The sequence below is a fragment of the Stygiolobus sp. CP859M genome (assembly GCF_037389975.1).
Classification (GTDB): Archaea; Thermoproteota; Thermoprotei_A; order Sulfolobales; family Sulfolobaceae; genus Stygiolobus.
Map to the genome: position 1 here is coordinate 78347 of NZ_JBBHKS010000009.1, position 15022 is coordinate 93368.

Sequence of the window (15022 nt, forward strand, 5' to 3'; positions counted from 1 at the left end):
TTGTGAGTGTTTCTACATTCCTAAACGAAATAGCGTCAAAGTGGCAAAAGGCATGGGAGGAAAACAAATTATACGAAGTAGACGCTAAAGAAGGAAAGCCTAAGAAGTTCATAACAGTAGCCTTTCCTTATACTAATAGTCCTTTGCACATAGGTCACGGTAGAACTTACATCACTGGAGACATCTACGCTAGGTACTTGAGAATGAAAGGTTATAACGTACTGTTTCCCTTTGCGTTCCAGTACACTGGTACTCCGATTCTGTCCATAGCTGAAGCGGTGAGAAGGAAAGATGAAGATATCATCTCAACTTTCGTCAAGATATACGGGATACCTGAGAGTGAAGTTGAGAAGTTCTCCGACCCACAGTACTTAGCGGAATACTTTACAAGAGACATGGAAAGAACTGCTAAGACCCTCGGCTTAAGCGTTGACTGGAGAAGGAAATTTACCACAGTAGATCCTTATTTCGAGAAGTTTGTCCAATGGCAGTACAAAAAGCTAATGGAGATGGGATTCTTAAAAAAGGAAAAATCCGCATTAGCCTATTGTCCAAACGACCAATTCCCCGTAGGAATGCACGACACTAGAGGAGACATAGAACCAGAAATAATAGACGTTGACGTAATTTACTTTCCGTCAGAGGAGGGTCTTTTTTTCCCCGCTGCTACATCAAGACCTGAAACTGTTTTCGGAGCGATAGCCTTGTTAATTAACCCAAACACGGAGTACGTAATAAGTGTAGATAAAAAGAGAGGTAGAAAGGTCGTCTTATCTAGAAACGCTTACGAGAAGTTAAAATATCAGATAGAGTTAGAGGTAGAAAGGTCAGTAAAGTCAGACGAATTTCTCACATTCAGAGTGAAGAACCCATTAACCAATAAGGACATGAAAATCATAAAGAGTAAGTACGTTGAGCCGAAGCAAGGTACTGGTATAGTAATGGCGGTTCCGGCACATGAGCCGATTCATTACTTAGCTCTAACCGAACTGGGTGAAAGCTTTGAGATTATACCGGTGATCTATACCGATGATTACGGAGACATACCAGCATCAGAAGTTCTTGCGTTAGCACAGACGACAAATCCTCAGGAGTTAAAGGACTACATAGATACGCTTTATAGAACAGAGTATCATAAAGGTGTAATAAGAGAGGATATACTAGATTACGTTCCCAGTTTCCTCAAGGACGTGGTTAAGGAAAGGGTAGTAAACAAGAGTGTTAGGGAAGCTAGAAAAGCAGTAGTTGAAATATTAAAAAACTTAGACTCACATTTTACAATTTATGAAATAACGAACGGCCCCATATATTGTAGATGCGGATCGGAAATAGTCGTAAAATTAGTTGATGAACAGTGGTTCGTAAACTATTCTAATAGTATTTGGAAGGCATCAACGCTGAAAGCATTGGAAAAAATAAAGTTCGTACCTGAAGACACTAGAAGAGAAATGGAGAGAGTCGTCTTCAATATGCAACCCAGAGCATTTACTAGGTCAAGAGGACTAGGAGTGAGATTACCCTGGGACGATAAGGAAATAATAGATAGTCTCAGTGACTCTACTATTTATACTGCTTTCTATACAATATCTCATAAGATAAGGAATTTAGACTTAAATAAACTAGATGACAAGTTCTGGGACTACGTGATGTTAGGTAGAGGAAGCCAACCAGAGTTAGGAGCTGAAGTAAACGACATAAGGAAAGAGTTCACTTACTGGTATCCAGTAGATTCTAGGCACAGTGGAAGGGATCTGATTCAGAACCATTTAGCGTACTACATTTATCATCATGTCGCCATATTCGGTGAAAACTTACTACCGAAGCAAATAGTCACTAACGGCTTTATCAGAGTGGGAGGAAAGAAGATGAGCAAAAGTTTCGGAAACATATACCCTCTATCAAAAGCAATTAGCGAATACGGTGTTGATACGGTCAGGTTAGCTTTAACTTCTACATCTTCCATAGGTGACGACATTGAGTTCAATGCGTCGATAGCCAAAAGTATAGCAGATCAGCTTAAACATATCCACGACTATATTGCTGCTTTGTTAAAAGCTCCTTCAACCCAAGAAATCAGGAAACCGGATTTGTGGCTTTCATCAATAGTAGCTGATTTCGTGAAGAAAGTAGATGAGTATATAGATAAGTTAGATTTAAGGTCAGCGTACATTATCGTTTACTACACCATGTATGAGACAGTGAAAGATTACGTAGAATTAACTAATGGAATTGTCAATAGGGACATTTTGGTAAGCGTTTTATCCGCATGGATAAGGATGATGGCTCCGTTCACCCCACATATAGCTGAAGAGCTTTGGCATTACTTCAACGATAGTTTTGTAGTCACTCAAAAGTTTCCTGAGCCTTCTGATTTAAAACGTGAAGGAAGTTCGTTATTAGAAATAGAATATTTGAGGTTATTAGTTGATAAAATAAATCAACTATCCGCCAGTATGAATAAGGAACCTGAAAAGCTAGTAATTTATGTAAATAGTGATCAAGAGCTAAAGAAGATATTAAGAAGGGCGATAAGAGCTATACAAGAAAGAAAAACGTTGAGAGACTTCATAAGTGAGGTGGGAGAGGACTCCGTGTCAAAGAAATTATACGAGGTAGCGTCCGAATTACCATATCTAATTAGAGAATTATATCTACAGAACGACCTTGACGAGGAAAAAGTGCTAGTATCAAATCTTAAGTTCATCATGAATAAACTGAACTTGACCGAGATAGTAATATACGATGCTAAGGACCAGTTGAGTCCAGATATTAAAGGAAAGAAAGAGTTAGCGTTACCTTTGAGCCCCGGGATTGTTATAATATAAAGGTGAAAAAGTTTGGATTTTTTACTTTCAACCAAGATCCTAGAGAGGGCTAGACAAGTTATTTTAAATGCTGATAAGGAGATAACCGTTATATCCCCTAACTTCGATTATGATTTTGCGTCCTTATTGTTGGATAGAGCTTCGAGGGGTATTAGTACTACAGTAATAACCAGTAATCCAGATTGGGCAAGCTGGTTTGAAAATAAAAAGAAATCCTACGGAATGGACGAAATAAACGAACTAATGAAGGAAAGAGAGAAGCATAAGCAAGAACAAGTTAGATTAATGAGACTCAGAATTATTACACCAGCTACTTTAACAGCAGTAGGTGTTTCAGCCTTCTTGCTGATTCATAAAGTGCTAAATACCCCCGTTTATGTAGCTGTTCTTCCACTCGTTATATTAATTATCATTTCTGCTCATGCAGTTATGAAGTCCCAAAAGAGAATAGCTGAACTTAACTCCACAATAGCAATACAACAACAAAGCCTCGATCAAAGATTACAAGAGATTAGTAACATTAGGCAAGAGATACAAGAGAACCTTAAGTGCTTTCTTAACCCAGGTGTGTACTTTACATTAGTATACAACGGTGACGAAGGATTTGTGACTTCACTACCCTTGTCTGATGACTCAAAAAATGAAAAAGTCTCGTTTTATGAAAAGGTTAAAAAAGAGGAAGTAGACTACGTAGTAAGGTTATTAAGCAAGTCTTCTTAAAACTCTGAGTATTTCTAATGCGGTGTCTATTTCTACTTGTATGTCACTAAACTTCCTACTTGAGAAATACTCTTCTACCTCTTTCACACTTACGCCCAAGTAAGGTATTGCTCCTCTAAGAGACCTACCCAGAATTGCTGTCCCTTCATAAACACTTCTCAAATAGTCCATGTAAGTCTCTAGCCACTTCCACACTGCAAACCTCGTGTACGGATTTCTTGCAACCAACGGTAATATCCTCGCTGTATCTTGCCGTTTAATTTCACCGGTGAGACCTAAACTTAAAGTGTTTACTACGAGATAAGGCTCTCTGAAGCTCAACATCGCATTTAGTAGTCTAATCTTCTCCTCATCGAATTTTTCACTTCTATACTTCTTCAATAACTCATCATATGCCTCTTCGCCATTTGCTATTGCATACGCAGTAGCTACGGCTTCCTTAATGTTGGGGTCAAGTCTATCATAGCCCTCAAAGGCAACAGCTAAACCTAGAGCGAACTTGTTATCTACGTAAGCATATGTCTTTAGCAAGTTACCGTAAATCCTCCTTGAGTTCTCGTCCTTTTTACTCACCCAATGGGGAGTCTGCAACTCTAAGAACTCGTGTATCAGCGTATATTTAGACGTGTTTACACTCCACAGTCCGAATAGTTCTCCTCTGATCTCATCTACTACTAAGTAGTTATCGTCACTCATTAAACTCCTCACTACATTTTCATATGTCTTATAGTCAACTTTTCCAGCCATTAACATGTTATAATAGTCATCTAACAATCCCCATCTCTCCAGATGGTTGGGGTTCGACTCGAAGAACAAACTCACATCGTCATACATTACACGGTAAAAACCAGTTCTGTCAATGTTTAACTTTAACGATTTCACGTCTTCTCCGATATCAATGGTTGCACTCTGATCCTTCATTAAGAAGGTAGACTTTTTACCGTTAACTTCAAGAGTTATGGGTATTGTGTAAACTCTGGGTGTCCCATTAGTTAGGGCGAACCTCTCTTGCGTAAGCTTAATTCTTTTATCCTCTACTGTAACTTGAATTAACGGGTAACCGTCTTTTGTAATCCAGTCCTTTACTATCTCACTCACAGGTTCTCCAGAGCCTACCTCTAAGCTAGTCCAGAAATCACTACCGGTAGCATTTGAGAACTTATACTTCTGAAGGTAGTACTGTATACCCTTTTGGAAAGCCTCTTTACCAATATAAGCCTCTATCATCCTGAGTATACTTGCCCCCTTTCCGTAACTTATATCATCGAAAATCTGTTCTGCCTCTTCAGGCGTCTCAACATGAGTCTCTATGGGATGAGTCGTGGAGAGGGAGTCCCTGAACATAGCTCCGCTAGTCTCATCCATTAAGAACTCAGCCCAGAAGTCCCAGTTAGGGAATAGTGAATCTACAGCTTTATAGCTCATGAATGTTGCAAAACTCTCGTTCAACCATAAGTCGTCCCACCACTTCATAGTCACTAGGTTCCCGAACCACTGGTGAGCTAGTTCATGAGCAACAACACTGGCAACTCTTCTCTTCTGTGTAAAAGAGGAATTCTCGTCTGCTAATAGTGCTGTTTCTCTGAAAGTTATCGCACCCCAATTTTCCATAGCTCCGAAGGCGAACTCGGGTACTGCTATCAAATGTTCTTTTGGTAACTGATACTTTATCCCAAAATAATTATTGTAGAAGTCAATTGTCCTCTTAGCTACATCGAGTGCAAACTTACCCTTGCTTATCTTACCTGGTACCGTAGCTACTATGATGTCTATATCATCTAGTTTATCTCTTATCTCCTCAAACTTACCTATTCCTAAGTACAGCAAGTAAGTTGACATTCTGGGTGTCTCTTTAAATTCTACAACTTTCTTACCGTTCTCCGCGTCATATATCTTCTCAACGGGCATGTTTGATATAACGTCTAGGTCTTTGTCAACTTTCACAGAAATCTTAAAATTCGCTTTATATGCTGGGTGATCTACACAAGGTATAAACTCTCTAGCGTGACTCGATTCAAACTGAGTCGATATTATGTAATTGCCATCATAAGGGGCTTTGTATATGCCAACGAGACCCCTCTCCTTTACCTTCCCTTCAAACTCTACCTCAACTACATCTTCCACATCATGTGTGTCAATTAAGACCTTATCCTTTTCATGAGTAAAAGAGACATTTTTTCCGTCAACCCTGACAGATTTTATCGTTAAACCTACAGCATCGAGCTGGAGCTTTTCTCCTTGAGCTAACTTGCAGTAAATCTTCTCGTTACCCTTATAAGTTAGCTCTTTAAAGTTAAAATCTAAAAATACTTCGTACTTATCTATCTCCATAAAGCACACTTGTATATAAATACCTAAAAATCTATCTTCACTCATGTTAGTCCGAATAAAAGTAGGTGGCGAATTGGTTGAGGTAAATACTAGTTCGAAGAGAAGCTACATATCTTTACATGGTGAAAGTAAGTATTACGCTGGAAGGCTCACATACTATTTACTAAAGACAATTAACAACATACCTAGACTTTACGGTTATATAAAAGGAGATCCGATAAACGGGTGGAGAGAAACATTCGAAAGGACGTTTTTGAATTTAATTACATCAGATCTAGACGTTGCTAAGAACTGGTTTAAGGCGTTTTATGAAGTTGAGTTAACCCCACTCAGTATAAAGGGGGAAGTTAACGAAGGTGGTGTAGCAGCTAAGGTAGAGCTTAAGGAAGTCCCTCAACTGAAAGAGCAAGGTATAAGGGGCACATTTGAAGTAGACTCCTTTTACTTTTCTAAGATAGAGAAAGTGAAGCCTTCGATAATACCCGCTGGAAGAGTAGGGTACTTGTCGGCTTTCAGTAAGTTCCTTGTTATTCAATACGAAAAGGCCCCCGGGATCCCAAAGGCTTTCGGTATTGCTGCGGAGTTCATAAATTCCATGATACTTCCTCAAGGTTTCAGTGACGAAATTAACGGTCACAAGATCTACGTAAACCAAGAGGAGAACGCGGTATATATGGATAAGACTCCATTACAGAACGCTCCTCCAAATGTCTTGTCAATTTTAGCCTTAAGGACATTTTTGAGAAGAGCTACTGAGAACGAACTGATAATCGTGGAAGACCCTGAGATTCATCTTGACGAGAGCGAAATTAACGAGGTTAAAGAGCTCTTAGAAAAAACGAGAGCTAGAGTAGTACTTGTGACTTCTAATAAAATAATTTAATTCAGGCTATCGACCCCTCTTCATCTTTCCGTTTATGTCGACCTCATCACATTGTCCCCCACCCGGCTGAGGATCTTCATTGTCCGTCAGAATCTCAGATCCTGGTGGAGGGTGGGGTAATTTTAATTATTTCCTTCAAGTTAATAACGATAGTGTCGCAAGCAAAAAAGTTTCTCGAAATCCAAGATCTAATATTAGCAAGGACTGCTATGGAAAAAGTCTCACTTCATCTCTCTAACAGAAAAGAAGCAGTGTTCCCTTGGGTTGAGAGGGAATTGAAGGAGTTTATCAGAAAATATTCAAACCACAAGGAGCTGTCCACCTATGCAATCAGTATCAAAGATGCGATAGAAAAAAAGGACACTGAAGCATTAAGGAAAAGTGTTAATGAGGCTAAGGAGAAATTGAGTAAGATCATTGAAGACGCGTATAAGTCTCTCTCACAAGGGCAGTAAATCAACATAAATATTTTAAATTGTAGTGTATAATATTGTGGATTTACAAGAGATCGCTGAACAAGTTAGAAACTGTAGAAAGTGCGACTTATGGAAGACTAGGAAGAATGCTGTACCAGGAGAGGGAAATCCACACGCCGAAATAATGTTCGTAGGTGAAGCCCCAGGTGAAAATGAGGATATTGAAGGTAAGCCCTTCGTTGGTGCAGCTGGTAAATTGCTGACTAAATTAATCACAGAAGTTTTGGGATTAAAGAGAGAAGACGTTTTCATTACAAACGTAGTAAAATGTAGACCTCCTCAGAACAGAGATCCTACAGAAGAGGAAATAACTGCTTGCAGTCCTTATCTAAGAATGCAATTCGATATTATAAAACCTAAACTGATCGTTACTTTAGGGAGACATTCTACTTCTTATCTGTTCTCTCTCATGGGTAAGTCTTTCAGCTCCATAACTAGAGTTAGAGGTAAAGAATTCGAGTGGAAAAAAGATGATAATACTGTAGTCAAGGTTTTCCCTACATATCACCCTGCCGCTGCCCTTTACAATCCCAACTTGAGGAAGACTCTTGAGGATGACTTCAGAAAGATTAAGAGTATTCTGACTACCACAACAAGCTCAAAAAGGGTTACACTGGAATATTTCATGGGTGGAGAAAATAGACCTAGGGATAAAGGGGAAGAAAGTAATAGTCACGGCGTCCAGTAAAGGTATAGGTTTTGCTATTGCAAAGAGGTTTTTAGAGGAGGGGGCAGAAGTAATCATCTCCTCGCACGATGAGTACAATCTGATCAAAGCTTATGAAAAACTGAAACCATTAGGCAAAATAGATTATATTAAGGCTGACCTCACAAAAGCAGAGGACGTAGAGAAATTGATCGACGAGGGCTATAAGAGACTGTCCGGCTTAGACGTTTTGGCTTACGTTACTGGAAGTCCAAGACCTGGAAACCTAATTGAATTAGGAAATGAAGACTGGCTCAACGCGTTCAATCTACTTCTCATGAGTGCTGTAGTTGCTGTTAGAGAGGCAGGAAAAAGAATGAAAGAAGGAGGTCGTATAATACTATCAACCTCGATGACGTTAAAACAACCTATTGATAACTTAGACTTGTCCAACGTAGTTAGATTATCTTTAGCCGGTCTTATCAGGGTCGCGTCAAGAGAATTAGGGCCTAAAGGAATCACAGTTAACGGCATAATGCCAGGTTGGACTTTAACAGACCGCGTAGACCAACTAGTCAAGGACAGAGCTAGGAGAGAGGGGAGGAGTGAACAAGATGTACTAAATGACATCGTTAAAGACGTACCGTTAAAGCGTATTGGAAAGCCTGAGGAAGTGGCAAACGTAGTCCTATTCCTTGCGTCCAAACTAGCTACTTATGTTAACGGTGCCCTTATACCCGTCGACGGAGGAATTCTAAGGTGTATCCTTTAAAATCCTTAGCACTAATAATACTCTCTTTTTTCTCTTTATAGGAAACATCCTAAAATTTAGCGTTTAACGATTATATGTATGCCTTCAAATTAGATAGTAGTGTGGTTTAGGTATGAAAGTTATCGACTTTTACGTCAACAACTTTCGAAGTCTTTCCTCAGTAAGACTTGAGGGATTAGGAGGATTAAACGTAATAGTAGGTTACAACGGATATGGTAAGACTAACTTGTTGACAGCTTTATATCTATTCATAAAGAACATGGGGGCAGGATTGGAAAAGAGAAGTGTTGAGGATAGAGAAGGAGAGTATTTACTTCTTTGGAAAGATTACGACGTCTCAAAGCCTATCATCATAGGTGGAGTAGTGGAGTTTAGCGAAGATGAAACAGCAATGGCTATAGGAAAACCAATGAGGATGAGAGTAGAAGTCTCCAATAAGATCAAGTATAATAACAAATACGTTGAGTGGACTTTAGACACCTTAAACGTAAATAACTCTCCTCCGACCAGCGATAATTTGGAGACAGTTAGAAATTTGTTCGCATTTGTCTCCCAACGCGTCGAATATGTGCCAATTTTTGATCAGGCTTACTTTGATTCTGTGATAAAGAAAATGATAGAGATGAACAGAAGTCCAATAAACATGAAGAGAAAGTGGTACGACTTCATCAATCTAATTAGTGATACAATCCCCGAGATTAAAGGAGTGGAGTTTTGGGACAGTAATAAGTTAGTTTTAAACATCCAGAACCTGCCGATTTATATAGATTTAGCTGCTAGTGGTTTCCAAAGAGTAGTCTTAATGCTTTTTATACTTTGGTTAAGCGGAAGTAAAATCTTACTATTGGAAGAGCCAGAAGTGAATATGTATCCTACATTACAGTCCAGAATCATGAAGCTGATTAAGGAGTGGACGAACAAAAACGTGTTTCAAGTGTTTATCACAACTCATTCACCTTATGTTGTTAGCGCGAATGTAGACTCCTACATTATAATGAGAAAAAATAACGGAGTGTCAACAGCAATAATGGTAAGACCTGATGAACAATTAAAGTCTGTATTAGGCATTTTAAGAGCTAGTATGAGTGACCTATTGTTTAGCAAGTTCGTCATATTAACGAGTGAGCTTGCCGAGCCCTCAGTAATTCTGAACTGGCTTAAAAGAATCGGGATATCTAACGACGAGTTAGGAATAACCGTTTACAAAGTAACTAACGATATAGAGTTACACTTGTGGACTAGGCTCAAAGACTTGTTAGGTCTGAATGTTATCTTCTTAGGTTTGTGTGATCGCGTAGATCCATCGTTAAAAGATTACTGTGTGCCTCTAGGGAAGGAAGTTGAAAACTATTACACTAAATCCAGACTAATAGAGGTGATAAGAAAGTTCGGAATAAATCCTGACGATAAGGAGCTTAGGGATCTAACTAAAGGTGATACATACAGTTGGCTAGTCAGTATATTCAAGAAGAGGGGGTTCGATTACGATAAATTCAGAAACAGTATAGGGGAGCTAGTTACAATGAATGATGGTATTGATATGCCTAAGGAATTGGAAATTTTAGCAAATAAGATTAAATCTTTTGAAACCTAAAATATACCCTGTGATAAGTCAACAGTTACTATTAGCAATAGGACTTTCCTTCGTATTCTTAGGCATATTGACAATTATAGTGGGTATTCTAGTTGAAATTCTCAGGGGGACTAATAAGAGAAAAGAACATCGCCAAGAGGAGAAAAGTAAAACCGAATACGGTGGAGTCATATTCATAGGCCCCATACCTATAGTTTTCGGTAGTAATAAAGACATGGCTAAACTAGCGCTTATTATAGGAGTTATAATGTTCGTATTCATAGTTTTGATCATCATACTAAGCACGATTATGTAAGGCTTAAGATTTCTTCTTCTCCAGTAATCCTTTTTCTCCCTTTATACCCCTCCTCAGCATAGTGCCAATACATTATATCTTTCTCACCCATTTTCCAACACAAATAAGCAGGTCTGTTATTTATCACAGCCGGAAAGTCGACCAAACCTATGTCAGGGTCTCTCAGTATTATACCCTTCTCTGTGATCTCTTTTACAATCCTGTCAATTTGTATCGTGTATTGTAAAATTGCGGACTTATCACCTTTCATCAGGCTCTCCTCTGCCATGTATTTGACTCTCTTAATCTCAGTAAGCTTCTGCCTGAGCCACGGTAATAGGTCACGAGCACTTTTAAGATCGAAATAAGGGTACTCCACAAATATAGTTTCTCATCATCATTTATATTTACTTGTTAGTACCCGAAGAGGATCTACCGATGATTTATAAATTGGTTATCCGATCATAAGTATTTACATTATCCCAGAAAGACGTAATGTAATTCCACATAATATAACAAAATCCATAGACAAATGCCTATTACACACTCTGGCTTAGGTTAATAAAGCTATACGAGTAGAATGTAGTAGTGATTGTGATATGATTTATAGGTATATAGATTTAGATGAGTATTTAACCTTAGTAGCATTAGGATATTATTAATGAGACTAGCGGAGCAGTTTATAAAGGACGCTTTATTTTTATCGCTTAAAATGATAAATGAAAACGACCCTTCTTTGGCAGGGAAAATTTGGGAAAATGTAATAAAGGCAATAGTAGCCTTTGCTCAAGAGAAAAGCGGCAAAGACGTTTTAGCACTTGCCCTAGGTATGGCAAGTATAAACGTCGAGGGATTCCGGTCAAATAACTATAAAAGTATAGTAAAGGAGACGTTAAAAGTAGCTGACAAGATAGGCATTCAAGATGAAGAAGTTAAGAAACTATACCAAGAGGTTAAGGATAATTTAGAAGAATCGGAATATTGAAAATCCTTTTTGCTTCTGACTTCCTTATATAAAACATATTAGTCAGATCTGGGTAATACAGATCTGACTGGGGTGTAGGCCGTGACGCTTTTTGGGCTTAAAGCCCGGTGGGGAGCTTGGCCGCCTCCAACTCGGACCGGAAGTTGGGCAAAAAGCCCGAATAAAACATAAGGGTGAGTGTAAGTGGAGGCCCCCAGTTCAGGAACAGACGTATCAAAAGATAAATTAATTGTACTATAATAAGCAGTTTAACGCTAGTGAGTAAAGCAGGTTTCATGGCGTAAGTAGTGTGGACTATGCTCAATTTTTAAGGAAAGTTTTTATACCGGAAGCTCCCCGCCCTGGAAGGGTCGAGGGTTCCCTTCCAGAGGGCTCATCGTTCCCACCATCGATTCGGGATTACATCTCTCATCTGGTGAGCAGTCGAGTGGCTCAGAGGACCACTCCCATTTGAAAGGGGGGACTTTCATCGCTAAGCTCTAGTCCCTTGAAGGAAAAGGAAGATAACTGTTGCTCCTCCCACAGTCCCATTGAGCCCTCAATCGAGCTGGGGAAGAGCGTCATTAGTGTCACTAAAAGATTTTTGAAAAAAGAGATATTTAAATATAAGGGGGCTATCCATCCCCTCTGGCGAGGCTTTCCGCCCCCTTAACCCCTTTCTTTGTAAATATTTACGTAGAAATAAGTTGGGAGCTTGACGTTTTACTAATCATAGTTAGTGCATTGTTGTGGAAAATTGACAGAGCATGAAAGAAGGTAACCTTTTTTATATCTTTTCCTATGTTACTTTTACACTAAAAAAGAGATAATTTGTAGACTGTAAAATTGTACTATAAAATAAGATTTTTAAATTGTGGCAAATTTTTAATTACGTCCAGCGGGGGGATTGAGTGCTCATTAGAGCCCTATGAAATCCCCTTGTCCCCATTTCGTTCAGTAAACTTTTTTGCTTATACGTAATGAATTCTCAAGTGAACGAAATAATAGATTTCCTCATAAGGAGAAGAAGTATAAGAAAGTTTCAGAATAAACCAGTAGACATGAATTTGATTAAAGAATTAATAAGTGTCGCAAACCACTCCCCTAATTCCAACAATAGAGAACCATGGAAGTTCATAATTATTACGGATGAATCGATTAAGAAGGAACTCTCAACACTACATAAAGGAGCTTCTCACATTGCATATGCCCCAATAGGTATTGCCGTAGTAGCAGAACCTGATATAAGCCCAGAGACGTGGATGATAGATACCGCAAACGCTACACTGTATTTTGTCTTAGCTGCTTACTCAGTAGGATTGGGAGTAGGATGGATAGCTGCTTATGAAAATAGGAAAGCTAAGGAGCTCTTAGGGATTCCAGAGGGAAAAATATTAATGACTCTTCTCTCCGTAGGATATCCTGATCCAGGGTACCAACCCAAGCCTAAGGAGGTTAAGAAACCTGAAGATGTAATGTTCACAAACAAATGGGGATTAAAAGTACTTTGATATGAACTCTTCGTAATACTTCACTGCTTTCCTTAAATTTTCCACTTCGTTCTCGTGCTTAGATAATTCAACGTAAGCCCTAGCTAAGAAGAGCGTCTCATTAGCTTTCTCAGCATACAATATTGCCTTTATAAGAAAGTCTATTAAATTAGTCCTTTTATAAAGCTCGTTCAATAGCCTGACTTTATCGCTGTCGGTTCCTTCACCGTACTCCTCTAATTTCTGAAGTGCCTCATATAACAACTCTTTATTGTAAAAGGAAAGCTTGTATAGAGCCCTTGCCTCTCCTTTTACGTCTTTTAACTCCCTAAATAACACCAATGCCTTTTCGAGATCCTCTTCTGCTTCTGAAGAGAGGAGTGCTTCCGCTAATAACCTCTTGTTGCCCAAAAGTTGGGCTAACTCAATTGCTTTCTTCAAATACTCCCTTCTGCCGTTCCTAGCCAGATAGATGTAAGAGACTATTAGGTCTTCTGTAGGCTCATCAAAGTTCTCTAGAATAGCCCTTGCTTCGTCCACATGTTTAATGTCACCCATTGCAAGGCAGACCTTAGCCAAGAGCCTTTGAGAGTGAACTTTCATTACATTTTTTGTAACCGACAGTTCCTTCAGTATTTCATATGCTGACGTTAAGTCTTTCTTTTTAAAGAGACATATGGCTAAATTAAATTTAATTATAGCTAAATCCTCTTCGTTCTTTGTTTTTCTTAGTGCTTTTCTGAAAACTTCTTCGGCATCCTGATACCTCTCTAATTCGGTATAAATAAGTCCTAATTGGTTCAGTGACGCAACACTGTCATCCCCTTGTAAAAGCTTTACTGCTTCATCTAAAAGACTCTTATCTTTTTTCCTCTTGTACTCTTCATAAAGGACTTTAGCCTTCTCTAGTCTATTTCTGTCTCCCATATATATTTATAATATTCTTCAGAGGTTTTATTCCAATCGTACTTTAAAGAGGACTTATAGCTTAGCTTTGACAAATATCTCATAGAGTTCTCGTCTTCTATCAAGTAGCTAATAGCTTCTGCTGCCTTGTTATAGTCCTTATAGTTTACTAAGAAGCCGTTAACACCTTCCCTTATAATCTCAGGCATAGCGCCTGTGGAATAAGCTACTGCTGGGGTACCGCAAGAATTAGCCTCAACTATTGTCATTCCCCATCCCTCGATAAAAGAGGTCGAAAGCACTACCCACGCTTTTTGGTAAAGCTCTATCTTCTTTTTTTCGTCTACTTTTCCGAGAAAGAATATGTTCTTCTCACCGGCTATAGCATCTTTAATCTCTTTCTCCATTTCGCCGGAACCTACCATAATAAGAACAGCCTTTCTATTGTTCAGTTTCTTGAAGATCTTTATAGCATCTAACGGGTTCTTGTACTTCTTTAACCTACCTATCCATAAGATGAGTGGGTATTCGGACTTCTCACCAGGTGTAAATTTTTCATGATCTATACCGTTGTAAATAACCTTAATTACGTTCTCATCAATTCCGAACCTTTTTACTAACTCCTCCTTAGTAGTGTTAGAAACAGAAATAAGTCTAGGGTAGTTCTTTACTCTTTTCTCAAGAAACTTTACAACACGTGATAAGAACGGGTTAAGTTCGAAGTCAACGACATCCTGATGGACGTGATGAATCAAACCTACACTATTCCTATTAACCCTATAAGAAAAAAATGGTATTGCGTGAGCAACACTATCTATGACTACATCGTATTTCTTAACTTCCTTTAACGAGTAATAATGCAAAGTAAGGGAATTCCCTTTCCTAATCAACTTTATCCCATCTATCTCTTCCTCTGCTATACCCTTATTCTCACTCATCCAGTATACTTCTACACCCTTTTTAACAAGCCTTTTCCCTACCTCATATATTACTTGCTCCGCACCTCCAGCTTGAGGGTGAAAAACATCTCTGTGATTAACGAAAAGTAATTTCAAGTCGGAATTACCTACTACTGAAATACGTATAAAACTATTTATAATGTTGTTACGTTTTAATTCCAGCGATATTACACTAAGTTATT

14 protein-coding genes and 1 pseudogene are annotated in these 15022 nt (G+C 38.7%); 10 read left to right on the plus strand and 5 right to left on the minus strand.

Annotated elements, in window-relative coordinates; all coding sequences use genetic code 11:
- Nucleotides 1-2 precede the first annotated feature (2 nt).
- Together leuS and WIW72_RS04125 are read left to right on the plus strand one after the other, a co-directional pair.
- Nucleotides 3-2825: a leucine--tRNA ligase gene (gene leuS / locus WIW72_RS04120; protein ID WP_337699883.1), complete on the plus strand. Its 2823-nt coding sequence runs from the start codon at nt 3-5 to the stop codon at nt 2823-2825.
- A 12-nt stretch (nt 2826-2837) separates the two neighbouring features.
- Nucleotides 2838-3545 (plus strand): hypothetical protein, encoded by a 708-nt coding sequence (locus tag WIW72_RS04125; protein ID WP_337699881.1) that lies wholly within the window; start codon nt 2838-2840, stop codon nt 3543-3545.
- On the opposite strand, the gene WIW72_RS04130 is transcribed toward WIW72_RS04125, so the two are convergent.
- The gene (locus WIW72_RS04130; RefSeq protein WP_337699879.1) at nt 3528-5876 is read right to left on the minus strand and encodes a M1 family metallopeptidase; all 2349 of its coding nucleotides are present in this window, start codon (nt 5874-5876) and stop codon (nt 3528-3530) included. The genes WIW72_RS04125 and WIW72_RS04130 overlap by 18 nt on opposite strands.
- A gap of 43 nt (nt 5877-5919) precedes the next feature.
- On the opposite strand from WIW72_RS04130, the gene WIW72_RS04135 reads away from it, so the two are divergent.
- The 6 genes from WIW72_RS04135 to WIW72_RS04160 all read left to right on the plus strand — a co-directional run bounded on the left by WIW72_RS04135 (nt 5920) and on the right by WIW72_RS04160 (nt 10542).
- On the plus strand, nt 5920-6759 hold the full coding sequence (locus WIW72_RS04135) for a hypothetical protein (protein ID WP_337721233.1): 840 nt from the start codon (nt 5920-5922) through the stop codon (nt 6757-6759).
- 152 nt (nt 6760-6911) lie between these two features.
- The gene (locus WIW72_RS04140; RefSeq protein ID WP_156004846.1) at nt 6912-7214 is read left to right on the plus strand and encodes a hypothetical protein; all 303 of its coding nucleotides are present in this window, start codon (nt 6912-6914) and stop codon (nt 7212-7214) included.
- A 37-nt stretch (nt 7215-7251) separates the two neighbouring features.
- On the plus strand, nt 7252-7923 hold the full coding sequence (gene udg / locus WIW72_RS04145; RefSeq protein WP_337699876.1) for a type-4 uracil-DNA glycosylase: 672 nt from the start codon (nt 7252-7254) through the stop codon (nt 7921-7923).
- Nucleotides 7874-8653, plus strand: coding sequence for an SDR family oxidoreductase (locus WIW72_RS04150; RefSeq protein WP_337700068.1), 780 nt, complete (start codon nt 7874-7876; stop codon nt 8651-8653). Before udg ends, WIW72_RS04150 begins: the two co-directional genes overlap by 50 nt.
- 112 nt (nt 8654-8765) lie before the next feature.
- Complete coding sequence (locus WIW72_RS04155) at nt 8766-10247, plus strand: ATP-dependent nuclease (protein WP_337721234.1); 1482 nt, start codon at nt 8766-8768, stop codon at nt 10245-10247.
- Between the two features lie 10 nt (nt 10248-10257).
- Nucleotides 10258-10542, plus strand: a complete 285-nt coding sequence (locus tag WIW72_RS04160; protein WP_337699872.1) for a TIGR00304 family membrane protein — start codon at nt 10258-10260, stop codon at nt 10540-10542.
- Here the strand turns inward: WIW72_RS04160 and WIW72_RS04165 are convergent.
- Nucleotides 10535-10900 (minus strand): DUF2203 domain-containing protein, encoded by a 366-nt coding sequence (locus tag WIW72_RS04165; protein WP_337699870.1) that lies wholly within the window; start codon nt 10898-10900, stop codon nt 10535-10537. The two genes, WIW72_RS04160 and WIW72_RS04165, sit on opposite strands and share 8 nt — an antisense overlap.
- Nucleotides 10901-11182: 282 nt before the next feature.
- On the opposite strand from WIW72_RS04165, the gene WIW72_RS04170 reads away from it, so the two are divergent.
- Nucleotides 11183-11506 (plus strand): hypothetical protein, encoded by a 324-nt coding sequence (locus WIW72_RS04170; protein WP_337699868.1) that lies wholly within the window; start codon nt 11183-11185, stop codon nt 11504-11506.
- A gap of 320 nt (nt 11507-11826) precedes the next feature.
- On the opposite strand, the pseudogene WIW72_RS04175 reads toward WIW72_RS04170, so the two are convergent.
- Nucleotides 11827-12037, minus strand: a pseudogene (locus tag WIW72_RS04175) (hypothetical protein).
- Nucleotides 12038-12477: 440 nt separating this feature from the next.
- Between WIW72_RS04175 and WIW72_RS04180 the strand changes: the two are divergent.
- Nucleotides 12478-12996, plus strand: coding sequence for a nitroreductase family protein (locus tag WIW72_RS04180; protein ID WP_337721235.1), 519 nt, complete (start codon nt 12478-12480; stop codon nt 12994-12996).
- Here the strand turns inward: WIW72_RS04180 and WIW72_RS04185 are convergent.
- Together WIW72_RS04185 and WIW72_RS04190 are read right to left on the minus strand one after the other, a co-directional pair.
- The gene (locus WIW72_RS04185; RefSeq protein ID WP_337699864.1) at nt 12982-13902 is read right to left on the minus strand and encodes a CDC27 family protein; all 921 of its coding nucleotides are present in this window, start codon (nt 13900-13902) and stop codon (nt 12982-12984) included. The two genes, WIW72_RS04180 and WIW72_RS04185, sit on opposite strands and share 15 nt — an antisense overlap.
- The gene (locus WIW72_RS04190) at nt 13881-14936 is read right to left on the minus strand and encodes a glycosyltransferase family 4 protein (protein ID WP_337699862.1); all 1056 of its coding nucleotides are present in this window, start codon (nt 14934-14936) and stop codon (nt 13881-13883) included. The genes WIW72_RS04185 and WIW72_RS04190 overlap by 22 nt, the downstream gene beginning before the upstream one ends.
- Nucleotides 14937-15022 lie beyond the last annotated feature (86 nt).